Raw genomic sequence first — 23257 nt, forward strand, 5'->3', positions numbered from 1 at the left:
GTGATCCAGGGATCACGGGAATTGCTCTAGAGCGGGATGATGTCCACCGCCGAGCCGAGACGCGCCTGCGCGAGGTCGGCGACGTGGCGGTGGTGGGTGAACAGGATCGGCTGCACGGTGCCGCCGATCGCGGCGAGCGCTTCGAGGCCGTGGCCGGTCCGCGCGTCGTCGAAGGTCGAGAACAGGTCGTCGCCGATGAAGGGCGCCGGCTCGGCCTTGCCGGCGTAATCCTCCAGGTAGGCCAGCCGCAGCGCGAGGTAGAGCTGGTCGCGGGTGCCCTCGCTGAGTCCCTGGACGTGGACGGTCTCGCCACCGGCGCGGCGGGCGACGATCAGCGCCTTGTCGGCCTCGTCGTAATCCTGCGCGAGGCCGGAGAACCCGCCCCCCGTCAGGGCCGCCATGATCGCGCCGGCCCGGGTCAGCAGCGGGTCCTGCTGCCCCGTCCGCTGGCGGGCGATGGCGGTGCCGAGCATCAGGCTCGCGAGCTTGAGCACGGCCCATTGCCGGGCGCTCGCGTGAAGCTCGGCCTCGGCCGCCTTTTTCTGCGCCAATGCCAGCTCGGCCCCGGTCCCGCCCTCCAGCGCCTCGCGCCGGCGCTCGCTGCGATCGCGCTCGGCGAAGGCCGTCTTGCCGCGCTGGTCGAGGTCCTCGTCCTCCATCGCCAGGCTGCGCAGCCGCGCCTCGATCGCATCGGCGTCGATGGCGGCGAGGTCGGCACGCAGCGCGTCTTCGGGAACGCCGTCTGCGGCGCGTGCCAGCTCGACGCGCCGCGCGAGCGCTTCCGCACGCAACGCGCGCCGGGCGACGAGGCGGCCGTGCAGCGCCTCGACCGCGTCCTGCGCGTCGGCGCCGAGGTCCGGCACCGTGTCGGCCAGAAGACCCGCGAGATGGCCGAGCGCGTCGTCGCGCGCGCGCATCGCCGCTCCGGCCTCCCGCTCCGCCTCGTCGCGCCGCTTCGCGAGCTCGCGCCGGCGGGTCTCGCTCGCCTGCGCCTCCTGCAGCCGCGTCTGCAGGCTGCGGATCGCGGCGCTCGGCTGGATGTGGGCGAGGTCGGGGGCGAGCGCCGCGATCAGCGGCGTGACGGCGGCGTGGTAGGCCTCCATGTCGCGGCGGATGCCGGCGACGCGCGCGCGGCGGTTCTCGCGCTCGGCGAGCGCGTTCGGCACCGCCTGCCAGGCGGCGAGGGCGCTCGTCGCCATCTCGGTCCCGGCCGCGCCGTCGAGCCCGATCGCCCGCACTGCGTCGTCCCAGGCATTGCGCCAGGCCGCCTGCTTCGCCTTCGCGTCGGCGAGCGCCGTCGTGGACCGCGCGATGCCGATCGCGGCGGCGCCGATCCGCGCGTTCGCCTCGCGGGTCGCCTCCCATCGCGACGCGATCGCCGCAACGCGCTCTTCCAGGCGGCCGAGGATCAGGCCGACGTCGAGGCCGGCGAGGTCGGTCAGTCCCATCCGGTCGGCCATATCCAGCAACGGCGCCCGTGCCGCCTCGATCCGCTCGGTGCGGAGCGCGCGATCGATGTGCCGCTCGTCGAGATCGCCCTTGCCCTCGATCAGGGTCTCGGCCTCACCGAGCCACGCCGTCATCTCCGCCGGGGTCGAGGGCGCGATGCCGGCGGGGCGCCACAGGTCGACCCAGGCGGCATGGCCTTCCGCGACCTCGGCTTCGATTTCCGCCAGGATCGCGTCGGCGGCCTCGGCCTCGACGAGCTCGGCGTCGAGGCGCAGCCGGTCGGCGGCGTGCTCCGCGACGCGGGCGGCGTCGGCGGCGAGATCGTCGGCGAGCCGGTCTGCGGCCTGCGCCAGGCGCTCGTAGGCGGCGATATCCCCCGGCGCTCGCCGGACCCCCTCGCTCAGGGCTTCGCGGAGCGGCGCGAAGGCGGCGTCGCGCTCGGCCCGAAGCGCAGACAGGTCGGAGAGCGTCGCGATCGGCCGGCCGGCCTCGCGCTCGCGCAGGCGCCCCCGCCGCGTCGCGACCTGGCGCCGGGCGGAGTCGCGGCGCTCGACCGCCAGCACGCGCTCGCGCTCCTTGCCGTCGAGCAAGGCCCGGAAGCGCGTCACCGTCTCGACCGTCGGCAGCGGCGCGGCGGCGAGGGCCGCGACGTCGGCCACCGCTGGCGACAGACGGGCCGCCTGCCCGCGCAGCACCTGCTCGGCCCGCCGCACCGTGGCATCGAGGGCGTCGCGCTCGGCGATCACGCCGCGGATCGCCGCCAGCGGGCGTAACGTCTCGCGGAAGGGCGCCGGATCGACCGGCGTGCCGCCTTCGGCCACGTCGCGCAGCAGGCCCTCGTGCTCGGTACGCGCCGCGGCGAGGTCGCGCTCCAGCCGGGCGATCGCTGCGGCGTCCTCCTGCCCGTCGCGGATCAGGGTTTCGACCCGGGCGCGGACGGCGTCCGAGGGCTGGCGCCGCGTCAGCGCCTCCACGTCGGGGAGGCCGACCCGCACGGCGAGCCGGGCGAGCTCGGCGTCGAATTGGTCCGCCTCGCCCTGGATGCGGGGCAGGTCGACCCCGTTCTTGTCGAAGCGGTCGATCCCGCGAAAACCTTCCAGGATCTCCTCGGCACGCCCGACGAGCCCGGCATCGACGGCGACGGCGGCGAAGGCCGCCCGCGCCGCGTCCGCCGCCGCATCGATGCGCGCGGCGTCCGCCTGCCGGGCGCGCAACGCGGCGCAGGCCTCTCCGAGGCGGTCGACCCAGGCGTCGGGAACCTCGACCAGCCCCGGTTCGGCGTCGTCCCGCGCTGCGAGCCCGTCGATCTCGGCGAGCAGCGGGCCGACGCGCCGGAGGCGGGTGAGGCGCGCCTGCTCGGCCGCGATCCGCATCCGCTCGGCCTTGATCGCGTCGAGCGCGTTCCCGGCCGTGGCGATGCTGTCGTTGAGGTCGCGCCAGTCTCCGGCGCGCAGGCCGGTGTCGCGGATCGCCTTCCGGGCGTCCTCGTAGCGGTCGAACGCCTGGTAGAAGCTGCGGTCCTGGCGCTTGCGCGGCCCGTAGATCCGGTCGGACTCGGCCTCGAGGCTCTTCTGAAGGTCGCTGTAGCCGCGCAGGCCCGAGGCCGCCGCGAACAGGCTGGCGCCGAGCTCGCCCTCGGCGAGCAGCATCTCCCTGGCACCCTCGCGCAGGCTGTTCGCGTCGAGGCCGAAGGCGCGGCAGAACACCTCGCGGGTCAGGCCGCCGAGGAAGGGCGCGAGCACGGTCTCCGGCAGGGGCGCGTCGTCGGCGTCGACCAGGGTGTTGCGGTTGCCCTTGCGGCGGCGGAAGCAGAGCGTCCGTCCGTCGGCGCTGCCGATCTCGGCGCCGATCCGCAGCTGCGGCATCTCATGAAGGAAGGCGTAGGCGGTCCGTGTCCCGATGCCGAAGAGCAGGTCGGTCACCGCGGCGAGCGCCGAGGATTTTCCCGCCTCGTTGGCGCCGAGGACGACATGCAGGCGCGCATCGGCGCGGAAGTCGACCCGGCGGCCGGTGAAGGGGCCGTAGCGTTCGAGGTCGAGGCTCAGCAGGCGCACGGGTGTCTCCGCACCGCCGGGCTTCGGCGAGCGTCCGGTGAAATCGCGCGGCTCAGCATGCGCGCTTGGTCAGGCGGCCGAGGATCATCGCTTCGGCCTCGGCGCAGAGAGTATCGAGATCGGCGGCGAGGTCGCCGTCCTCGGCCGCCGGCATCTTGGCGGCGATCTCGGCGAGCGCGGCGGTCGCGCGCGCGCGAAACTCCGGGTCGTGGTCGATCTCGGCGAGGAGCGTCGCCGGGTCGATGGCGTCGACGACGTTCTCCCGCGGGCCGCTGCTCGGGCGGGCGGTGTCGATCCTCAGCTTCTCCAGCCAGATGTCCTCGTGGACGCGGTCGGCGGCGGCCTGGATCTCGGCGGTGAGGTTTTCGCGGTCGGCGGCGAGCCGGTCGTGGGCGGCGGTGACGCCGGTGAGGTGCACGCGGACCGCGAGCAGGCGGCCCTCGGCCAAGGCCGCCAGCGGGCGCAGAGCCGCCTCGACCAGGGCCACCGCCTCGCTCTCGCTCTCGGCCGCGTCGACCGCCACCGTGAGGCTGTGGAAGCGCGCATGATCGACGATCAGGCGTCGCACCGCCGTGACCTGCCCGTCGCCGACCTCCACCACGACGGCGCCCTTGGGGCCGCATTCGCGGATGCTGCGACCCTGGAGGTTGCCCGGGAACAGGATCCAGGGATCCTGCGACAGCTCGGCATATTCGTGGATGTGGCCGAGCGCCCAGTAGTCGTAGCCGCGCGCGCGCAGGTCGGCGACGGAGCAGGGCGCGTAGGTCGCGTGCTGAGCGTGCCCGGTGCAGGAGGTGTGCAGCACGCCGATGTTGAACCAGCCCGGCACGGCGGCCGGATAGGCCAGCGACAGGTTCTCGTCGACCACCCGGTTGGGAAAGCTCTGCCCGTGAAGCGCGACCTTCAGGTGGTCGAGGCGAAGGGTCTCGGGCTTCTTTGTCGAGAAGGTGCGCACCGCGTCCGGCAGTGTGATCGCCTTGGTGATCACGCTCTCGGCGTCGTGGTTGCCGCGCACCAAGACCACCGGGATGCCGGCCCGGTCGAGCCGCGCGACCTGGCGGGCGAAGAACAGCCCGATCGAGTGGTCCGCCCAGTCGCCGTCGTAGACGTCGCCGGCGACGATCAGGAACGCGACGCGCGCCTCGATCGCATGGCCGACCAGGTCCTCGAACGCGCGCCTGCCGGCGGAGGCGAAGCGCTGGGCGATCTCGGCGTTCCGCGCCGAGAGCCCGGCGAGCGGGCTGCCGAGATGCAGGTCGGCGGCGTGGATGAACGTGAAACGCGTCATGGTCCCCGTGATCTGGGTCCTCGGGATCCGGAGCGCTGCCCCGCGGCAGGTCCGAACGGATCGAGATGGGTTCTGGGCGCTCGCGCCGCGAGGCTCAAGGGTCGAGGGTGGTTGCGTCAACAGGGCAACGGGATCATCGGTCGCGCGTTGGGACGCGGGCGTGATACCCCCGCACCCCGTCCCGGTCTCGCGCCTGCCCGGGGCTGTCAGGCGAGCGCCGTCAGGAGCACGAACGGCCCGCATGGCAACGATCCAGGTTTCCCCGGCGTCCCTCGGCCTCGACTCGGTCGCGCCGGCGCCGATCCGCCAGGCGGATGCCGCGGCGGTGTCGCGCAAGGTCGTCAGCTGGAACCTGCTGCGGCGCACGGGCGCGGCGGTCGAGGACGTCGTCGCCCTGATCGAGCAGGAGCGGCCGGACCTGCTGCTGATGCAGGAGGCGACCCGCGAGATCGCCGGGATCACCGACCGCGTCGGCGGATCCTATGCCTGGGTGCCGCTGCCGGGGCGCATCCACGGCCTGGCGATGTGGTGCCCGACCCCGTGGGCGAAGACGCCGACGGTCGTCAAGCTGCCGTCCGGCGCGGTCGTGCACCGGGTCTGCCAGGTGCTCGATTTCGGCGATTTCGGCGTGGCCAACGTGCACCTGTCGCACGGCCAGATGCTGAACCGGCGCCAGCTGCGCCGGATCGTCGGGATGCTGCCGGAGCGCTCGGCGATCCTCGGCGACTACAACATCGTCGGGCCGGCGCTGGTGCCGGGATTCCGCGACGTCGGCCCGCGCCGACCGACGCACGCGATGGTCGAGATGGTGCCGCTGCGCCTCGACCGCTGCCTGGTGCGCGGCCTCGTCTGCCGCGAGCACGCGGTGCTGCCGCGCGGGCCCTCAGACCACCGCCCGATCGTCGTCCATCTCAGCCCGGCCCCGCCCGGCGAGGCGCCGCGCCTGCGCTTCAGAGGTATGGCAGCAGCAGTCGCACGCCTGCGTCGCGCAAACGGACGGGCAAGACCCGTGCGTTGATCGCGTCCAGGGTCAGCGGCGTCTCCATCTTGGCGCGGATGAAGCTCTCGAGCTGCGCGGCGAGATCCGCGTCGTGGATCTCGACGTTGAGCTCGAAGTTCAGCCGGAAGCTGCGCATGTCCCAGTTCGCGCTGCCGACGAAGCACCAGGCCCCGTCCACCACCGTCGCCTTGGAATGGTCGAAGGGCGGCTCGTCGAGCCAGATCCGCACGCCGTTGCGCAGCAGCGGCGCGATGTGCGCCCGCGTCGCCCAATCGATGAAGTGATGGTCGCTGATCCGCGGGATGACGATGTCCACCGTGATCCCGCGCTGGCTGGCGAGGATGAGGGCGTTCATCACCACCTCGTCCGGCAGGAAGTAGGGGGTGACGACGCGGACCGAGCTGCGCGCGCAGGCCAGCGCCTGCAGGATCACGAACTCGATCTTCTCCACGTCCGCGTCGGGCCCGGAGACGACGACCCGCGCGATCGATTCCCCGACCGGTTGGAGGTCGGGGAACCAGTCCGGCCCTTCGAGCGCACCGCCGTCGGCGAAGGCCCAATCGGCCGAGAAGGCCAGCATCAGCTGCTCGACCACCGGGCCGGCGACGTGGAAATGGGTGTCGCGGATCGGGTGGTCCGGGCGCGTCCGAAGGCGGTTCGGCTGCGAGATGTTGAGGCCGCCGGTGAAGGCCTCGCGCCCGTCGAGGATCAGCAGCTTCTTGTGGGTGCGCAGGTTCAGGAACGGCATGCGCCAGGGCAGGCCCGAATGCATGAACAGGGCGGCCGGCACGCCCGCGGCCCGCAGGCGTCGGAAGGCCGCGGCGCGGAAGTAGCCGCCGCCGATGCCGTCGATGATCACCCGCACCGCGACGCCGCGGTCCTGCGCTTCCTTCAACGCCGCGCAGAAGGTCCGTCCGGTGGGATCGTCGCGGAAGATGTAGCTGGACAGGGCGATGCTGGTTCGCGCCGCGCCGATCGCCGCCAGCATCGCCGGATAGGCCGCGTCGCCGTTGCGGAACAGGCGGATCGTGTTGCCGGCAAGCGCCGGCAGGCCGGAGATGCGGCGCACCGCCCTGTCCAGCGGCCACATCACCTCGGGGACGATGGCGTCCTCGGTGCTCGGCGCGCCGGGCGCCGCGGAGGGCTTCGACTGGAACTTGCGCGCGCGGCGCTCGACCCGGTTGATCCCGAACAGCAGGTACAGGGACGTCCCGAACACCGGCGACAGCCAGGCGAGCCCGATCCAGCCGACCGCGACGCTGACCCGGCGCTTGCGCAGCAGCGCGTGCAGGGTGACGCCGAGCGCCAGCACGGTGCCGATCACGGCCGCGACGTCGGCCCTCAGATGTGCGGTGGACTGCAGCCACCGGATCAACGCGTCTTCCAAAGGTCGTGTCCGCTCTCGATGTCCCGCGCCGATATACGGGAAACGGCGCGATGCGCGCGGACGCGGCAGCGTGTTTTTTCCGTGAGCGCGATAGGGATGGCCGATCGTCGGGCGACGATCGCCGATGATCGTCCGCGCTGCGGTGCGATCTCCGTTGCCTGGGCGCCGCGGGAATGATTCATCTCCTGCATCGGACGCAAGATCCGCATGGGAGAGAACGATGCCCGCACCATCGAAGCCGAAACCGCCGGCCGAAGGCCGAAACGCGGCGGACCCGGACCTCGGCGCCGTGCCGCGCCGGGACGTCTTCCGCGGCCTTGCCGCCCTCGGCCTCGGTCTGGCGGCGACGCCGGCCTTGGCGCGCGAGCCGGCGGCACCCGCCATCGCGCGCGAGGAGTTCCGCGTGCCGACGGGCGAGGACGGGATCGAGCTCTACGTCCGCAACAAGCACCCGGCGGGGCAGGCGCGCTTCGCCGCCGACCGGATCCTGCTCTACGTCCACGGGGCGACCTACCCGGCCTCGACGGCGTTCGACCTGCCGCTCGCCGGCCTGTCGATGATGGACTACCTGGCCGGCCTCGGCTTCGACGTCTACCTCGTGGACCTGCCCGGCTACGGGTTCTCGAGCCGCCCGAAGCAGATGGACCGGCCGGCCGCGGACAACCCGCCCTTCATGCGCACCGCCGACGCGGCGAAGGCCGTGGGCGTCGCCGTCGACTTCATCCTGAAGCGGCGCGGCGTCGAAAAACTCGACCTGATGGGATGGTCCTGGGGCACCTCGACCATGGGGCTCTACACCACGACCCACAACGACCGGGTCAACCGCCTCGTGCTCTACGCGCCGCAATGGATCGCCAAGGCGCCGCCGAACCTCGGCACCTCCGGGCCGCTCGGCGCCTACCGCACCGTCACCCGCGACAGCGCCCGGGACCGCTGGCTCAAGGGTGTCGCCGGGGACAAGCGCGCCGACCTGATCCCGGCGGGCTGGTTCGAGCAATGGGCGGATGCGACCTGGGCCACCGACGCGGCCGGCGCGGCCTCGTCGCCGCCGGTGCTGCGCGCGCCGAACGGCGTCGTCGCCGACTCGCAGGCCTACTGGCAGGCGGGAAAGCCGCTCTACGACCCGGGCGAAATCCGCGTCCCGACCCTGATCATCCACGCGGAATGGGACGCCGACCTGCCGAGCTACCAGGCGCAGGAATACTTCACCCAGCTGACGAACGCCCCCTACAAGCGCTTCGTCGAGCTCGGCGAGGGCACGCATACGGTGATTATGGAGAAGAACCGCATGCAGTTCTTCCGCGAGGTCGCAGCCTTCCTTCAGGAGGCCGAGCCGCAGGCGCTGAACTGAGCCGGTCGGGTGCGGGTCATGCGGCCGCGCCCACCGGCGTCTCCCGCACCTGCCCCGGCCGCAGGGTGCCGGTGAGCAGGTCGACCTGGGCGACGAGGCGCTGTAGCTGCGGGCTGCGCGCCTCATCGGGGCGGTCCGGCAACGGATAGCGGTGCTCGGCCAGCGCCGCGAGCGTCGCCGCGATCCAGGCCTTCCACGGGCCGTCCTCCGCGCCCGCCGGCGCGCCGGCATGGCGGAGCACGGTGAGGCGGGCGCTGATCCGCCGGAGCGTGGCGTCGGCGACCATCGCCGCCTCGACCTCCGGGTGGTGACCGGCGCGCGGCTGCTGCAGGGCGCGCGACAGGGCGGCTTCGAGGTCGTTGAGCGCGAGGCCGGCGCTCCGGGCACAGGTCGAGAGCTTCGCCTCGCGCTCCGAAAGCGGCGTCTCCGCGAAGGCGGCTTCCGCGAAGGCGGCATGGCTCGCGAGCGCGCGGCGCAGTTCCTTGCGGACTTGGTCCGGCTCCCAGATCGGCCACAGCAGCAGGCAGCTGACCACGGCGATCAGCCCGCCGAGGATGGTGAACAGCGCACGCATGCCAACCACCTCCCAGGAGGAATGGCCGGGCGTGATCACCTCGATCAGCAGCACGATCAGCGGGGTCAGGCAGGCGACGAAGACGCCGTAGCTGACCTGCCGCGCGGCGAAGCCGACGATGCTCAACGGCAGGATCAGCGCGATCTGCATCAGCGGCGTCGTCGCCATCTGCGCCAGCAGCGCGCCGACGAGGCCGCCGAGCACGGTGCCGCCGATCCGCTCCAGCGCCCGCTGCCACGTCGCCGAGTAGAACGGCTGCATGGTGAGGACCACGGTCATCACCAGCCAATGCGAGAACGGGCCGGCCCAGATCAGCGTCGCCGCGAGCGCCGGGGCGCAGACCGCGCTGGCGCGCACCGCGTGGCGGAGGTTGGCCGAGGCGAGGGTGAAGTTGGTGCGCAGCGGCCCGAAGAACCGCGCACGCCAGTCGAGGCTGCCGCCGTCGGAGAGCGCCCCGCCGGGGCGGTAGCCCTCCGGCGTCGAGAGCTTGGCCCCGATCCGGACGCGCTCGATGATGCGCTCGGCCAGGCGCGCGAGGATCGGCGTCGCCTCCAGCCCTTCCGTGGCGCGGGCGATCGCCGGCTCCAGGCGCGGCAGGTCGAGGTCGACGTCGTCGCGGATCGCCCGGGCGATGGCGATCAGCAGCGGGCGCAGGCGTCGCAGGAACAGCTTGGCGGCGGCGCGCCGGTGCGGCTCGGGCGCGCTCTCGATCAGCTAGGCGATGCCGATCAGGCCGGAGAACAGCTGCTCGGCCGTCTCCAGGCGCAGCAGCGCCTGCGCCGTGCGCTCGGAGACGCGCTCGCGGGAGCGCGCGAGGTCGAGGAGGAGCGCACGTGCGGATTCGATGCCGGCGCGGACGCCGCGGCGGTGGGCGCGGGCATGGCCGTCGAAGGCGGCGGCCACCGTCTCGGGCGCGGCCGCGAGCTTCTCGAGATCGCCGGTCAGCCGTGCGAGCGCGTGCCAGACCTCGGCGATGGCGCGATGGGCCGCGCGGTAGGGGTGCAGCCGCCACAGCACCAGCGCCAGCACGGTCGCCCACAGCCCGCCCGCGAGGAACATCGCGGCGATGATCGCGGCTTCCTGCGGGCTCAAGGGCCGGTCCATGGCGATGCAGAGCACCACCACGAGCACGTTGCCCGCGGCCTGGGCCTGCACGCTCCAGACGCGGGCGTAGGCGCAGGCGAAGATCACCGCGCAGGCGGCCGGCACGACCACGAGCGGGCCGTAGGGCTGGATCAGCCCGAACACGCCCCAGATCAGGGCGCCGAGCACCGAGAAGGCGGTGAGCACGCGCAGGCGGATGCGGATCGGGCCGCCGGTGTCGCAGAAGCAGGTGAGGTTGGCCGCGAGCGCCATCGTCAGGAGCGGCGGCCACTGGATCCATTCGTTGGCCAGCAGCACGATCGCGAAGGCGAAGGCCGCGCGCACGCCCTCGACGAGGCTCAGGCCCCGCGGGTCGAGGGCCACCGGCAGCCGCGTCAGGTCGGAGCCGGGCCGGCCGAGGCTCCCGCGCCCGCCCGCGACCCGGCGGCGGCGCAGGCGCACGACCGTCCGCTTCGCGGTCTGCTTCGGCATGCTCGGGACGGGGTCTGCCAACCTTCGGCTCCAGCGCCGGATCGGACCTCGGCGCACCGGAGGTCTAGAACCCTTCGCCCGCGAGCGGAACCGCCGGGGCCGGCATCTCGGACCTGCGCGGCCTCATCCCGAAAATGCCGTCGTCGCCCGTCATCTCCCGGCGATGATCGTCAGCCTGCCGCCGGCCCCGCCCACCCTCGTCGAACCTGCATCCGCCCGGCCCTGCGATGCCGCGACGCGCGCCCGCCTGCTGTCGCCTCCGAGCCCCGGCGACGAGACCGTCAGCCTCGCGTGCTCGATCGGCTTGAGCCCCGGCGACCACGTCCTGCGTCGGGTCGTGATCGAGGGGGCGGAGGCCTCGGGCACCGAGATCGACTGCGGCGGCGCGACGATCGGCCGGGCCGAGCCGGCGCCGACGCTCGCGGAGCTCGCGGTCGAGATCCGCTCGCGCGCGCCGACCGGAGCGGGGGGGATCTGGTCGCGGCCGAGCGGCGTGACCCTGCGCAACTGCCGCATCCTCGGCCACATCCGCGTGTGGGGCATGGGCCTCAACGGCCAGGGGCTCGCGGTGAAGGCGTCCTCGCACAGCCTCGGCCATACCGAGCGGGCGCAGGCCGCCGCGCCGACGCAGGTCGCGATCCGCGATTCGACGATCACCGCGCTCGGGCACATCCCGATCTACCTCGCCCCCGGGGTCACCCGTTTCACCCTCCAGGGATCGACCCTGAACGGGAACTCGGGCGCGGACGCGATCTACCTCGACGCCGAGAGCGCGGACAACGTGATCGCCGACAACACCATCGACGTCGCGATCGGGCGCGAGGCCATCGCCGTCGATGGCTCGGCGCGCAACCGCATCACCGGAAACCGCATCGCCCAGCACGGGCAGGGCGGCGTGCGGCTCTACCGCAATTGCGGGGAGGGCGGCACGGTCCGCCACCAGAGCCCGTCGGACAACGTGATCACCGGCAACGTCTTCACCGGCGGCGGCGGCCTGTTCGGGTCGACGGCGATCGTCGTCAATTCCCGCGGCGGATGGCGGCTCTATTGCGGCCAGGATGCCGGCTACCCGTTCGGCAGCAGCCGCGACGATGCCGACGGCGGCACCGGCAACGTCGTCGAGCCGAACACGAGCGAGTGATCCGGCCTCAGCCGCCGGCCATTACCAGCGCCCAGAAGCGCTTGTAGCGGGTGCCGGGCGCGTCGACGCGGGCGATGCCGATCCGGCGGATCTGCGGGATCAGCATGTTCTTGTTGTGCTCGGGCGAGGCCTTCCAGCGGGCCAGCACCTGATCGAAGGTCTCGGAGCCGGCGCTGAGGTTCTCGGCCGACCAGGTGCGGCCGAGCCCGGCCGACGCCATCCGCGACGTGAAGCTGCCGCCGGCCTCGTGGCTGAGCTGGCCGGTGCGGGCGTTGTTGCCGGCCTGGAACGCCGCCGCCGTGACCAGCCCCGCGTCCACCGTCACCGGTCCGAGCCCGTGCTGCGCCCGGTAGCGCGAGATCGCGGCGGCGGCAGCGGTCTCGTCGAGGATCACGGGGCTCACCGGGCCCGGACTCTCGAGGATCGTCGGCGTCCCGCAGGCGGAGAGCGCGAGGGCGAGGAGGCCCAGGCCGGCGAAGGCGTTGCGGTGGCGGCTGGCGCGGTGGGTCATCGGAAAAGGGTTCGCTGGCGGGACGGGCCGTCGCCTTGGCCCGGCCGATGCGGCGAAACCGGGGCGCGCGGACGCCCGCACGACGCAAGGGCAGACGCCTGTGCCCGCGACGCCACGCCCAGCCTCAGATCCGTGTGCCGGGATCGCGCAGCGGCGCCCCGCAGCGCCAGCCGGTGATCCGGTATTCCGGATGCTCGCCGACCCAACGGGCGAGCTGCGGCTGCGCCACGTGCTGGCAGGCGCGCGGCGTGGCGACGTCGAGCGGCATGCGGCGCGCCTCGCAGGTCTCGGGAGCGCTCGCCATGCACGCGGTGAAGTACAGAAAGAACACGCCGGTCATCGCGATCCTCCGAGAGCCGCTGCCCTACGGCGCGCGGCGACGACGCTAGCACCGTGACGGTGGCCGTCGATGCGCCGATCCAACGCACCCCGGGGCTCAGCTTGCGTGGGGTCCCGACGGCCGGGGCCGAGCAGACGCGGGCGGCTCGGCACCTTGCCGGCCCGTGACGGAAACGATCACCCGGTATTCGGCGCTGTCGATCGGGGACGATCGATCCTCGTTCCCACATGGCCGCGGCTCGGCCGCAGCTTGCATGCGCCTTCGCACGATGAATAATGAACAAGGAGTCGGCCCGCGCGTCGAACATCATCGCCGGCCGAACCGTGACGCTGCAATCCTTCACCTTCGCTGCGCAGGAGCCTGACGCCCCCGACGGGTTCGGCGCCTATCACGATCTGTATGCCCACGGCTCCAACGTGGCCTTGGCGGGCGAGCGGTTCTACGCCCGCTTCCAGGCCCATCGCTTCCCGCGCATGGTGGTGTTCGATCGTTTCCTGCACGGCTTGGTGCACAGCCGTGATGCGACGCGGGTGCGCCGCGACGGCTTCGATCACGTCAACCTCCACCTCCTGCTCGCCGGCACGCTGTGGGGCGGTGTGCCCGGCGACGAGGGGCGGGTCGCGCCGGGCGAGATCCTGCTGTTCGATACGACGCGACCGCAATCGAGCCGAGCCGAGCACGCGCACGTCGTCACCATCGCGCTCGCGCGCGATCAGGTCGAGGGTCCGCTGCGTGCGTTCCGTGCCTTCCATGGCGCGGTGCTCCCGGAAGCATCCGCCGGATTGCTCGCGGACCTGATGGTCTCGCTCGCGCGCAGGGGTGCCGCGGTCGACCCGCAGGCCGCGGCCGGGGCGGGGCGTGCGCTCGCGATGCTGTTGGCGGGGGCGCTGGGCGACCGGTCGGTCGCCGGCCTCGACGCGGACATGGACGAGCAGTCGATGCGTCTCAGGCGCGAGCGCGCCGAGGCCTTTATCGCCGCGCGCCTGTCGGACCCGGCCCTCGACGCCGAGACGATCGCGCGCGGGATCGGCGTCTCCCGCAGCATCCTGTATCGCTCGTTCTCGGGCGAGGGCGGCGTCGCGAACGTCCTGCGGCTTCGGCGGCTCGAGAGCCTGCGCGCCTGCCTGAGGCGGCCGACCGAGACCCGCTCGATTGCAGCCCTGGCCTTCGCCTGCGGCTTCGGCAGCGAAAGTCATTGCAACCGCGCGTTTCACGCGGCATTCGGGCAACCGCCGGGCCAGTTCCGTGCCGACCTGCAGCGGGCGCGCGCCTCCCGGGCGAGGATCGCCGAAGACCGGTCGCAGCTCGCCGCGTGGCTTTGTGAACTCTACTGATCCGGGCGTCCCGCACAGATCCGTCCGTTCGCCCGCCCCCTTGCCCACCGCGGATCGCAGCGCAGGACGTTCGGGCCGGCCGCTGATGCTGCTCCTGGCCTCGACGCAGCTCTTCGCCTTCAGCGACCGCTTCCTGATCACGGTCATCGCTACGCCGCTCAAGCACGACCTGATGCTGAGCGACGCCGAGATCGGCCTGCTTCAGGGCTCCGCCTTCGCGCTCCTCTACGCAGGGGCGCTGCCCGGGTTCGGCGCGATCGCCGATCGCGGGCACCGGCGGCTGGTGCTGCTGGCATCCCTCGTCACCTGGACGATCGCGACGATCGCCTGCGGGCTGTCCGGTTCCTTCGCCGCGCTGTTCGCGAGCCGCCTGCTCCTCGGGCTCGGGCAGTCGGGGATCACCCCGGCGGCCCTGTCCCTCCTGGCGGTCAGGATCGAGCGCGCGCAGCTCGGGCGCGGCATCTCGCTCCTGACCGCCGGCGGGACGCTCGGGCGAAGTCTCGCCTTCCTCGTCGGCGGCGCGACCCTCGGCTGGCTCTCGGGACGCGCCGGGATCGCGATCCCCGGGTTCGGCACGCTGGCACCCTGGCAGGCCCTGTTCGTGCTGGCGGCCCTGCCGAACCTCGTGCTGTTGGCCCTCATCTGGCGCATCGCCGAACCTTCGCAGCCCGTCGTGCCGGTCGCCCGCCCGAAATGGTCGCGCGTCGTCGGATGGATGATCCGCCGGCGCGGCGCCTACCTGCCGCATGCCGCGGCGGCGACCGCCGCGATCCTGATGGGCCAGACGCTGACGGCTTGGGCGCCGACCTTCTACGTGCGCACCCACGGCGTCACGCCGGCTGAGAGCGGCCTGGTCCTCGGTCTCGTGGTTCTGGTCACCGCACCGATCGGGCACGTCGTCGGCGGGATCGTGCTCGACCGGCTCCGGCGCACCAATCCGCGGGCCGCGCCGCTGATGCTGGGCCTTGGCCTCCTCTTCGCGCTCCCCGCCACCGCGACGATGGCTCTGGCGCCGGGCCTCGGGCCGTCCCTGGCGGGGTTCGCCGCCCTCGTCGTCGCCCTCGGCTTCTGCAGCCCCCCGGGGTTGGCCGGCATCCAGTTCCTGACGCCGGTCGCGTTGCGGGGCCGGGTCAGCGGCGTGTTCATCGCCTTCGTGACCCTCGTGGCTCTGGGTGCGGGACCGGCGCTGCTCGGCCTCCTGAACGACCGGGTGTTCGGCACCGACGGGATCGGGCGGGCGTTCGTCGCGCTGTACGCGGTGGTCGGAGGCCTCGGCGTCGTCTTCGCCCTGATGGCGGCGCGGCGGGATTCCGGCCGGCGGTGCCGGCGGGCCTGATCAGGCGGCGGCCATCGCCCGGCCGAGCGCCACGGGCGCGAAGGCCCGCATCAGCGCGCCGTCGAGATGGCCCTTCATCCTGTCCATCGTCGCCAGCGCCTCGGGCGCCGCGATCGGATCGCGGTAGGTCCTGCGCTCGGTCAGCGCCGAGAACACGTCGCAGATCGCGACGATGCGCACGAGATCGGTGATCGCGCCGTCCTGCAGGCCGGCCGGATAACCGGTGCCGTCCATCTTCTCGTGATGGTGGCGCACCACCTCGACGATCTCCGGCTCGAAACCGCCCTGCGCGACCAGCAGCCCGGCGCCGATCTCCGGGTGCCGCCGCATCAGGCGCATCTCCTCCGGCGTCAGCCGGCCGGGCTTGTTCAGGATCTCGACCGGGATGCGCGCCTTGCCGATGTCGTGCAGCAGCGCGGCCTTGGTGAGGCGATGCTGGTCGGCACGCGCCAGGCCGACCAGCGCGCCGAACGCCGCGGCGTAGCCGGCCACGCCGAGCGTATGCTGGTAGACGCCGGCATCGTGCCGCCAGACGGTGGCGAGCCAGTCGCCGATCCCGGCCTCGGACACCGCCGCGAGGACGAGGTCTGTGCCGCGGTCGATCTCGGCCTGCTGGAACCCGGCTCCGAGCGCCGCCGAATCGAAGATCTCCGTGACGATCCCGGTGGCGGCCGCGCTGCGCGCCTCGAGACGCCGCGTCCGGTTCGCCCCGACCTCGATCATCGCGAAGACGCCGGCGAGGATCGTCTCGCGCGCGGCCGTCGCGGGCAGGCTTCTCACGATCGGCGAGGAGGAGGGACGCTGCGGGCCGCCGCGGCGCAGCACCAGCGTCGGGATCCAGGGGGTCTCGGCGAGGATGGCGTCGGCGATCGGCGGTGCGAGATCGAGCACCACCAGGGCGGGGCGTCCGCCGCCGAGCGGCCAGGCGGCCGCCGTGCGGCACGGCATCACCAGATCGATCCCGCGCGCAAGCGGGCGCCGCAGGTCGGCATGATCGGTGATCAGGAGAACGAAGGCGTCCTCCGCGGCCGGGAACTGGGCGCCCTGAGCCAATGCCGGAAATCCTCGGTTGTCGTCGTCAACGCTTCGTTGACGATAAACCGAACTTCGTGAGTGAACCGTTTCCGGATATTTCGGCGACGCCACGCTAATGCCCGATTCGGCGTCGGCGTTCACCTCGTCCGTAAGCGGGCAGAGTGCGCAGGTCGCCGGCGCACGGGATGCGCCCGTCGTCGATTCAGGCGACCGTCGCGCCGTGGACGTCGGCGTCGATCGCGCGGGCGCCGCGCGCCTCGGCGCCGTCGGTGAGGAAATCGGCGAGCTTCACGACGAGCAGCACCTGCACGCTGGCGAGGGCGGCGAAGACGGCGAGGAACGAGGTCAGCATGTCGGGATCCGGTTGCGTGTTGCGACGCAATAGATCTCATGCTGCGCTGCATTCTGGTATACCAAACGCCACATGCCAAATATGCGAATCACGCATGCGCTCAGGCTCGGCCGTATGTTCCGCCGATCCGGCTCGGAGCCTCCGAACGATCCCTGAGGTCAGTCGAGATAGGCGCCGTAGGCGTCGACGTGGTCGGCGAGGCCGATGCCGTGGTCGCGAACCAGCCGCTCGGCGAGCTCGACGTCGCGCGCTTCCAGCGCGTCGATGATCGCGACGTGCTCGCGAATCGACTTCTCCGCCCGGTCGCCCTGGCGCAGGGCGGTGTTGCGGATGCCGCGCACGTGCATCAGCAGGTTGCTCGACAGCTCCGAGATCATCGCGCATTGCCCGAGCGAGATGATCTTCTGATGAAAGCGAATGTTGGCGTCGGAGTACTCGTCGATGTGCTCGGCCGGGCGGCCGTCGTAGAATTCGGGGAAGGCCTCGCGCAGCGAGCGCAGCTCGGCGTCCGAGGCGCGGGTGCAGGCGAGCCGGGCGGCCATGCTCTCGAGCGCCGCCCAGGCATGGATCATCCCGACGATCTCTTTCTTGGTCTTCTTGATCACGAACACGCCGCGCCGGGCCTCGGAGCGGACGAAGCCCTCCTGCTCCAGCACCGTCAGCGCCTCGCGCACCGGCGTCCGGCTGACGCCCAGATCCTGCGACAGCTTGCGCTCGTCGAGACGGACCTCGTCGGGGCGCCCGTAGATGTCCATGTTGGTGATGAACGTCTTCAACGCCTCGTAGGCCAAGGTCCGCAGGCTCGAACTGACCACGATCGGCTTGATGCTGAGCGACTCGGAGTTCGACATGCCGTACCCGTCGGTCCGCGTTCTTCGGTTTGTGTTCGACGCGCGACCGACCGCCGAAGTAACCCAAACCTCGGCGCCAGCCTAGATGGCACCCGTGCGCTCCACACAGGCACCGCTCGGCGCGTCGTGGGCGGGACCAAGGCGGCTCGGCGTCAGGATCGTCAAAGCACCGCCCGACCGCGTGCACGTCCGATCCTTCTCGGTAATCCCGGCGAAATTTCTGTATTTTTATTCCACTCTCGTTGACAGGTTCCGCGAGGATGACGCACGATATTTCTGGCATACCGTAGACCAGAGATCGGCCGGCTGAGGCGCTGACTTTTTCTTGTTGCGGTGCCAAAAGTTTTTCCGAGATGAGCCGTGCAATTGAAGCTGCATCGGAAGCCGGAACGCGGCATCAGGATCATGCCGACATTGCGGTTCGCGCGTGAACGACGGTGTTCGCGCGACGACATCGAGGATTGAAGGGCGTCGGCGTTCCATGGCGCGCCGTCTGACGGCCGGCTCGGACGCCGGCCGCCACACGACGACGCTGCAGTCAACGCAGACGACACGCCACGTGCCGGACAACCGGCCTTACGCGAGACCTCTGGGAGGATGACATGATGCACGAAGAACGGCCGGCGATCGGACGGGTGTCCGACGGATATCGATGGATGCAGCTCGCGCTTGGCGTGATCTGCATGGTGATGATCGCGAACCTCCAGTACGGCTGGACGTTCTTCGTGCCCGACATCCAGAAGAAGTTCGGCTTCGACCGCGCCGCCATCCAGTGGGCGTTCACGCTGTTCGTGCTGTTCGAGACCTGGCTGGTGCCGGTCGAGGGCTGGTTCGTCGACAAGTACGGCCCGCGCGTGGTCGTGCTGTTCGGCGGCCTGCTCTGCGGGATCGGCTGGGTGATCAACTCCTACGCCACCTCGCTCAACATGTTCTATCTCGGCCAGGTCATCGCCGGCATCGGCGCGGGCGCGGTCTACGGCACCTGCGTCGGCAGCGCGCTCAAGTGGTTCCCGGACAAGCGGGGCCTGGCCGCGGGCATCACCGCCGCGGGCTTCGGCGCCGGCTCGGCCTTCACCGTCGCCCCGATCCAGTGGATGATCGCCGAGAACGGTTTCCAGGCCGCCTTCCTGTGGTTCGGCCTCGGCCAGGGCCTCGTCGTCTGCCTGCTGGCGTTCTTCCTGGTCTCGCCGAAGAAGGGTCAGGTGCCGGAGGCCGCCGTGAACGCCAACGTGATCCAGACCCGGCGCAACTACGCGCCCGGCGAAGTCGCGAGGCAACCGATCTTCTGGCTGATGTACTTCATGTTCGTCATCGTCGGCGCCGGCGGCCTGATGATCACCGCCAACCTGAAGCCGATCGCCGCCGACATCGGCGTCGACAAGATCCCGGTGACGATCCTCGGCGTGACCATGGTGGCGATCACCTTCGCTGCGACCATCGACCGGGTGCTCAACGGGCTGACGCGGCCGTTCTTCGGCTGGGTCTCGGACAAGATCGGCCGCGAGAACACGATGTTCATCGCCTTCGCAATGGAAGGGTTCGGCATCTACATGCTCTACCTCTGGGGCCACGATCCGCTGTGGTTCGTGCTGCTCTCGGGCTTCGTGTTCTTCGCCTGGGGCGAGATCTACTCGCTCTTCCCCTCGACCTGCACCGACACCTTCGGCTCGAAGTTCGCGGCGACCAATGCCGGCCTGCTCTACACCGCCAAGGGCACGGCGGCCCTGCTGGTGCCGGCGGCGAACTACCTGCAGCAGAGCTCCGGCAGCTGGGACGGCGTGTTCCTGATGGCCGCCGGCGCCAACATCCTGGCCTCGATCCTCGCGATCGCGGTGCTGAAGCCCTGGCGCAAGCGCGTGGTCGCCAACGCGATGCTCGCCGCGCCCGAGGCGGCCACCACCCGCGGGGTCGTGGCCGCCTGAGGGCACCACCCCACCGACAGGTCCGAACGCGACGAGGCCCGGCACCGTCTTTACGGTGCCGGGCCTTCGCGCATATCGGGGGGAGGGGAACCGGAGGATTGCGGATGGACGCCGACGAGACCAGGGCGCGGGCGTCGGTGGTGGAGGCCGCGCGCGGCCTCGATGCGCAGGGCCTCAACCGCGGAACCTCGGGCAACGTCTCGCTGCGCTGGCGCAACGGCCTGCTGATCACGCCGTCGGGCATCCCGAACGGGCGGATGGCCCCGGAGGACGTGGTCTTCCTCCGCATGGACGGCAGCTTCGACCATCCCCTGAGCCCGTCCTCGGAATGGCGCTTCCATCGCGACATCCTGCAGGACAAGCCGGCGGTGAACGCGGTGGTGCACGCGCATCCCGACCACGGCACCGCCTTCGCCATGTGCCGCCAGACGATCCCGGCGGTGCATTACATGATCGCGGCCGTGGGCGGCCCGACGATCCGCTGCTCGGGCTACGCCACCTTCGGCACCGAGGAGCTCTCGCGCCTGGCGCTCGAAGCGCTGGAGGACCGCAACGGCTGCCTGCTCGCCAACCACGGCATGATCGCCACCGGCCCCGACCTCGCCAAGGCGTTGTGGCTCGCGGTCGAGATCGAGACCCTTTGTCGGCAATACGCGATCGCGCTGCAGGTCGGCACGCCGATGGTGCTGCCCGACGACGAGATCGCGCGCAACATCGAGAAGTTCAGGAGCTACGGGCCTCGGCCGACGGCCTGACGCGATCGACGCGTCGGCCGATCGCCAGCGCGCTCGAGTCCTCGTTCCGAGGCTCAGCCGCCCAGGATCGTGCCGACGCTCACGCCGCCGCCTTGCGCGAACTCCACCGCCGAGACCTTCTTGCCGCCCTCGGGCTTCACCTTGAAGATCTCGATCTGGCCGCCCTGCGCGGTGACGCGGATCGAGTCGTCGCCGATCGCGATCACCTCGCCGACCTTGCCCTTCACGCCGGCGAGCGTCCGCACCGGGTGCAGGCGGGCATCGAAGATCTGCAGCTTGGCGCCGTTCACCGTGGTCCAGGCGCCGGGCGCGGGGTTGGCGGCGCGGATCAGGTCGTAGATCTGGTTGGCGTGGGCGCCCCAGTTGATCGCCGCCTCGCGGGCGCGGAACCAGCCCTCGTAGCTCGCGGCGTCCTCGTCCTGGTCGATCTCGATGTGCCGGCCGGCGACGACGAGGTCGGCCGCCTCCAGCATCGCCGCGACGCCCATCGGGAAAAGGCTGTTGAAGTAGACGTCGCCGAGGGTGTCGTCGGCGCCGATGTCGCAGGTCTTCTGCAGGAGGATCGGGCCCTCGTCGAGGCCGTCGGTCGGGCGGAAGATCGTCAGCCCGGTCTTCGTGTCGCCCTTCGCGATCGGCCAGTTGATCGAGGACGGCCCGCGATACCGCGGCAGCAGCGAGGGATGGTACTGGATCGTGCCGTGCTTCGGGATGGTGACGAAGTCCTGCGGCGCGAACTGCAGCACGTAGGCCATCACCCCGATCTCCGCGTCGAGCCCGCGCATCGCGGCCTCCGCCTCGGCGCTCTTCAGGCTCGGGAACTGGAACACCTGCAGCCCCTGCTCGAGCGCCGCGGTCTTGAGCACGTCGGGCTTGGCGCCCTCCTTCTCGGGCGCGCAGAACACGCCGGCCACCGTGTCGCCGCGCTTCAGGAAGGCCTCCAGCACCGCCTTGCCGAAATCCTGCTGACCGATGAAGGCGATGCGCATGGGATCCTCGTCGTTTCGGTGGGATGGTCCGCCTCGACCCGTTCGTCCAGGAGGATGCCGGATGCACGGGCGACCTCGGCCGCCCCGGGACTCTCGCCGTCATCCCGGGCTCTGCGACGCAGCCCCGGGGATGACGGGCGGAGGCGGGTTGGCCCGCTTCCGCCGCGATGGTCGGATGCGATCCGCGGGCCTACTCCGCCGCGATCTTCTCGATCCGGCCGACAACGCCCGAATGGGCGATCTCGTCGACCTCGGCATCGGTGTACTTGAGGACGCTGCGCAGGATCTCGTCGGTGTGCTCGCCCAGCAGCGGCGAGCGCGTCACCTCGCTCGGGCTCGCCGACAGCTTGATCGGGTTTCCGACGGTCAGGTAGGTGCCGCGCGTCGGGTGCTCGACCTCGACGATCGTGCCGGTCTTGCGCAGCGACTCGTCGGCGGCGATCTCCTTCATCGACAGGATCGGGCCGCAGGGGATGTCGTACTCGTTGAGGATGTCCATCGCCTCGAACTTGTCGTGCTTCATCGTCCAGGCTTCGATGCGCGTGAAGATCTCGTTCAGGTGGGGCAGCCGCGCCTTGGGCGTGGCGTAGCCCGGATCGGTCTTCCAGCCCGGCTCTCCGATGATGTCGCAGATTGGCGCCCAGACCGCGGCCTGGGTGATGAAGTACAGGTACGCGTTGGGATCGTGCTCCCAGCCCTTGCACTTGAGGATGCGGCCGGGCTGGCCGCCGCCGGAATCGTTGCCGGCGCGCGGGGTCGAGTCGCCGAACGGGATGCCCTCGCCGAACTGGCTGTACTCCGTGAGCGGGCCGTGATCGAGGCGCTGCTGGTCGCGCAGCTTGACCCGGCACAGGTTGAGCACGCTGTCCTGCATCGCGCAGTCGACCTTCTGCCCGAGCCCGGTGACGGTGCGGTGGAACAGGGCGGTGACGATGCCCAGCGCGAGATGCAGGCCGGTGCCGGAATCGCCGATCTGGGCGCCGGTCACCATCGGGATGCCGTCGCGGAAGCCGGTGGTGGAGGCCGAGCCGCCGGCGCATTGCGCGACGTTCTCGTAGACCTTGCATTCCTCGTAGCGGCCCGGCCCGAAGCCCTTGACCGAGGCGAGGATCATGCGCGGGTTGGCCTCGTGGATCTTCTCCCAGGTCAGGCCCATGCGGGCGAGCGCGCCGGGGGCGAAGTTCTCGACGAGCACGTCGCACTCCTTCACCAGGCGCCAGAGCACCTCCTTGCCCTTCGGCGTCTTCGAATCGAGCGTGATCGAGCGCTTGTTGTGGTTCAGCATGGTGAAATACAGGCTGTCCACGTCGGGCAGGTCCTGGAGCTGGGCGCGGGTCGCGTCGCCGGCGCCGGGACGCTCGACCTTGATCACGTCGGCGCCGAACCACGCGAGCAGCTGCGTGCAGGTCGGGCCGGACTGGACGTGGGTGAAGTCCAGGATTTTGACGCCTTCCAGGGCCTTGCTCATGGTCTGTCTCTGATCTTCTCGAGTCCGGTGGATCGGGATGCCGGCGATGCCGCCCGGCTTCGAAGGTGTCGCGCCGCGATCCCGTCAGGCCTCATGCCTGGCGGGTGCGCTCGCGCATCGTCAAGTCAATAAAAGTCCGGTGCCGGCCAAGCCCGGCTTGCCGCAGGGTCACGCATGCGCCGACCCGGTGCGGGGCGTCCGAGCGCGCAGGTCCGGCCGCGGCTGCCCGAAGGCCCTCATCACGCCCGAGGGGCATTGCGACGCTCCATCCCTGTTGCCTTGCTCGACATCGGCCTTGTCGACCGTTGCCGGCAAGATGACCGAAGATGGAATGGCATGCAATATGCCAAACGAAGGCGTCGGTTGCCCCGATTTCCGCTATGCCGGGCCCACCGATCGGGCGAGCCGACCAAATTTACGATCCGCCTCGACTTGTGCAACCGCAAGATGTCGCCCCCGAAATCGATCGAATTCCGCATTCACGCGGGCCGATTGTTGTTGTCGGCGCAGGCGGCGCAGGGCATCTTGCGTCGTCCGACGGATCGACA

19 protein-coding genes are annotated in these 23257 nt (G+C 71.3%); 7 read left to right on the plus strand and 12 right to left on the minus strand.

The features are described 5' to 3' along the window. Window positions 1-26 precede the first annotated feature (26 nt). Together MKK68_RS08620 and MKK68_RS08625 are read right to left on the minus strand one after the other, a co-directional pair. On the minus strand, window positions 27-3503 hold the full coding sequence (locus tag MKK68_RS08620) for an ATP-binding protein (RefSeq protein WP_244029857.1): 3477 nt from the start codon (window positions 3501-3503) through the stop codon (window positions 27-29). 52 nt (window positions 3504-3555) lie between these two features. Then, the gene (locus MKK68_RS08625; protein ID WP_244029859.1) at window positions 3556-4791 is read right to left on the minus strand and encodes an exonuclease SbcCD subunit D; all 1236 of its coding nucleotides are present in this window, start codon (window positions 4789-4791) and stop codon (window positions 3556-3558) included. A 241-nt stretch (window positions 4792-5032) separates the two neighbouring features. Between MKK68_RS08625 and MKK68_RS08630 the strand changes: the two genes are divergently transcribed. After that, the gene (locus MKK68_RS08630) at window positions 5033-5809 is read left to right on the plus strand and encodes an endonuclease/exonuclease/phosphatase family protein (protein WP_147842414.1); all 777 of its coding nucleotides are present in this window, start codon (window positions 5033-5035) and stop codon (window positions 5807-5809) included. Here MKK68_RS08630 and MKK68_RS08635 read toward each other — a convergent pair. After that, window positions 5742-7178: a phospholipase D-like domain-containing protein gene (locus tag MKK68_RS08635; protein WP_243933074.1), complete on the minus strand. Its 1437-nt coding sequence runs from the start codon at window positions 7176-7178 to the stop codon at window positions 5742-5744. The two genes, MKK68_RS08630 and MKK68_RS08635, sit on opposite strands and share 68 nt — an antisense overlap. Window positions 7179-7398: 220 nt before the next feature. Here MKK68_RS08635 and MKK68_RS08640 point away from each other — a divergent pair, with 220 nt between their 5' ends. Continuing rightward, window positions 7399-8529, plus strand: coding sequence for an alpha/beta hydrolase (locus MKK68_RS08640; RefSeq protein WP_244029861.1), 1131 nt, complete (start codon window positions 7399-7401; stop codon window positions 8527-8529). A gap of 16 nt (window positions 8530-8545) precedes the next feature. On the opposite strand, the gene MKK68_RS29715 is transcribed toward MKK68_RS08640, so the two are convergent. Both MKK68_RS29715 and MKK68_RS29720 read right to left on the minus strand, forming a co-directional pair. Next, on the minus strand, window positions 8546-9460 hold the full coding sequence (locus MKK68_RS29715; protein WP_313899220.1) for an FUSC family protein: 915 nt from the start codon (window positions 9458-9460) through the stop codon (window positions 8546-8548). Window positions 9461-9817: 357 nt separating this feature from the next. Beyond that, on the minus strand, window positions 9818-10699 hold the full coding sequence (locus MKK68_RS29720; protein ID WP_313899221.1) for a hypothetical protein: 882 nt from the start codon (window positions 10697-10699) through the stop codon (window positions 9818-9820). 142 nt (window positions 10700-10841) lie between these two features. Between MKK68_RS29720 and MKK68_RS08650 the strand changes: the two genes are divergently transcribed. Continuing rightward, entirely contained in the window at window positions 10842-11819 is a 978-nt protein-coding gene (locus MKK68_RS08650) for a right-handed parallel beta-helix repeat-containing protein (RefSeq protein WP_244029863.1), read from the plus strand. Window positions 11820-11826: 7 nt separating this feature from the next. Here MKK68_RS08650 and MKK68_RS08655 read toward each other — a convergent pair whose 3' ends face one another. Together MKK68_RS08655 and MKK68_RS08660 are read right to left on the minus strand one after the other, a co-directional pair. Next, complete coding sequence (locus MKK68_RS08655; RefSeq protein ID WP_147726398.1) at window positions 11827-12330, minus strand: CAP domain-containing protein; 504 nt, start codon at window positions 12328-12330, stop codon at window positions 11827-11829. 124 nt (window positions 12331-12454) lie between these two features. Then, window positions 12455-12670: a hypothetical protein gene (locus MKK68_RS08660; protein ID WP_147726397.1), complete on the minus strand. Its 216-nt coding sequence runs from the start codon at window positions 12668-12670 to the stop codon at window positions 12455-12457. Between the two features lie 275 nt (window positions 12671-12945). Here MKK68_RS08660 and MKK68_RS08665 point away from each other — a divergent pair, with 275 nt between their 5' ends. Both MKK68_RS08665 and MKK68_RS08670 read left to right on the plus strand, forming a co-directional pair. Continuing rightward, on the plus strand, window positions 12946-14004 hold the full coding sequence (locus MKK68_RS08665; protein WP_147842421.1) for a helix-turn-helix domain-containing protein: 1059 nt from the start codon (window positions 12946-12948) through the stop codon (window positions 14002-14004). A gap of 85 nt (window positions 14005-14089) precedes the next feature. After that, on the plus strand, window positions 14090-15340 hold the full coding sequence (locus tag MKK68_RS08670; RefSeq protein WP_244029865.1) for an MFS transporter: 1251 nt from the start codon (window positions 14090-14092) through the stop codon (window positions 15338-15340). On the opposite strand, the gene MKK68_RS08675 is transcribed toward MKK68_RS08670, so the two are convergent. From MKK68_RS08675 to MKK68_RS08685, 3 genes are all read right to left on the minus strand, one after another. After that, window positions 15341-16393, minus strand: a complete 1053-nt coding sequence (locus MKK68_RS08675; protein ID WP_244029866.1) for an HD-GYP domain-containing protein — start codon at window positions 16391-16393, stop codon at window positions 15341-15343. Window positions 16394-16577: 184 nt separating this feature from the next. Further along, entirely contained in the window at window positions 16578-16727 is a 150-nt protein-coding gene (locus MKK68_RS08680; RefSeq protein ID WP_187274712.1) for a hypothetical protein, read from the minus strand. A gap of 158 nt (window positions 16728-16885) precedes the next feature. Continuing rightward, window positions 16886-17578 carry a GntR family transcriptional regulator gene (locus MKK68_RS08685; protein WP_147726394.1) on the minus strand — a complete coding sequence of 231 codons (693 nt, stop codon included), beginning with the start codon at window positions 17576-17578 and terminating at the stop codon, window positions 16886-16888. A gap of 656 nt (window positions 17579-18234) precedes the next feature. Here MKK68_RS08685 and oxlT point away from each other — a divergent pair. After that, window positions 18235-19500 carry an oxalate/formate MFS antiporter gene (gene oxlT, locus MKK68_RS08690; RefSeq protein WP_244029869.1) on the plus strand — a complete coding sequence of 422 codons (1266 nt, stop codon included), beginning with the start codon at window positions 18235-18237 and terminating at the stop codon, window positions 19498-19500. Window positions 19501-19604: 104 nt separating this feature from the next. After that, complete coding sequence (locus MKK68_RS08695; RefSeq protein WP_244029870.1) at window positions 19605-20255, plus strand: class II aldolase/adducin family protein; 651 nt, start codon at window positions 19605-19607, stop codon at window positions 20253-20255. 53 nt (window positions 20256-20308) lie between these two features. Here the strand turns inward: MKK68_RS08695 and MKK68_RS08700 are convergent, their stop codons facing one another. Both MKK68_RS08700 and frc read right to left on the minus strand, forming a co-directional pair. Next, a complete protein-coding gene (locus MKK68_RS08700; protein WP_244029872.1) occupies window positions 20309-21241 on the minus strand; it encodes a methionyl-tRNA formyltransferase in 933 nt (310 codons plus the stop codon). Between the two features lie 190 nt (window positions 21242-21431). Further along, window positions 21432-22709: a formyl-CoA transferase gene (gene frc / locus MKK68_RS08705; RefSeq protein WP_244029874.1), complete on the minus strand. Its 1278-nt coding sequence runs from the start codon at window positions 22707-22709 to the stop codon at window positions 21432-21434. Window positions 22710-23257 lie beyond the last annotated feature (548 nt).

Origin of the sequence: Methylobacterium sp. E-016 (assembly GCF_022829745.1) — a bacterium.
Taxonomy (GTDB): domain Bacteria; phylum Pseudomonadota; class Alphaproteobacteria; order Rhizobiales; family Beijerinckiaceae; genus Methylobacterium.

Bases quoted from the DNA above. Each gene is read 5' to 3' on its own strand.
- MKK68_RS08625 (WP_244029859.1), bottom strand. From the start codon at position 4,791: ATGACGCGTTTCACGTTCATCCACGCCGCCGACCTGCATCTCGGCAGC.
- MKK68_RS08630 (WP_147842414.1), top strand. From the start codon at position 5,033: ATGGCAACGATCCAGGTTTCCCCGGCGTCCCTCGGCCTCGACTCGGTC.
- MKK68_RS08640 (WP_244029861.1), top strand. From the start codon at position 7,399: ATGCCCGCACCATCGAAGCCGAAACCGCCGGCCGAAGGCCGAAACGCG.
- MKK68_RS08650 (WP_244029863.1), top strand. From the start codon at position 10,842: ATGATCGTCAGCCTGCCGCCGGCCCCGCCCACCCTCGTCGAACCTGCA.
- MKK68_RS08655 (WP_147726398.1), bottom strand. From the start codon at position 12,330: ATGACCCACCGCGCCAGCCGCCACCGCAACGCCTTCGCCGGCCTGGGC.
- MKK68_RS08660 (WP_147726397.1), bottom strand. From the start codon at position 12,670: ATGACCGGCGTGTTCTTTCTGTACTTCACCGCGTGCATGGCGAGCGCT.
- MKK68_RS08665 (WP_147842421.1), top strand. From the start codon at position 12,946: ATGAACAAGGAGTCGGCCCGCGCGTCGAACATCATCGCCGGCCGAACC.
- MKK68_RS08670 (WP_244029865.1), top strand. From the start codon at position 14,090: ATGCTGCTCCTGGCCTCGACGCAGCTCTTCGCCTTCAGCGACCGCTTC.
- MKK68_RS08680 (WP_187274712.1), bottom strand. From the start codon at position 16,727: ATGCTGACCTCGTTCCTCGCCGTCTTCGCCGCCCTCGCCAGCGTGCAG.
- MKK68_RS08685 (WP_147726394.1), bottom strand. From the start codon at position 17,578: ATGTCGAACTCCGAGTCGCTCAGCATCAAGCCGATCGTGGTCAGTTCG.
- oxlT (WP_244029869.1), top strand. From the start codon at position 18,235: ATGCAGCTCGCGCTTGGCGTGATCTGCATGGTGATGATCGCGAACCTC.
- MKK68_RS08695 (WP_244029870.1), top strand. From the start codon at position 19,605: ATGGACGCCGACGAGACCAGGGCGCGGGCGTCGGTGGTGGAGGCCGCG.
- MKK68_RS08700 (WP_244029872.1), bottom strand. From the start codon at position 21,241: ATGCGCATCGCCTTCATCGGTCAGCAGGATTTCGGCAAGGCGGTGCTG.
- frc (WP_244029874.1), bottom strand. From the start codon at position 22,709: ATGAGCAAGGCCCTGGAAGGCGTCAAAATCCTGGACTTCACCCACGTC.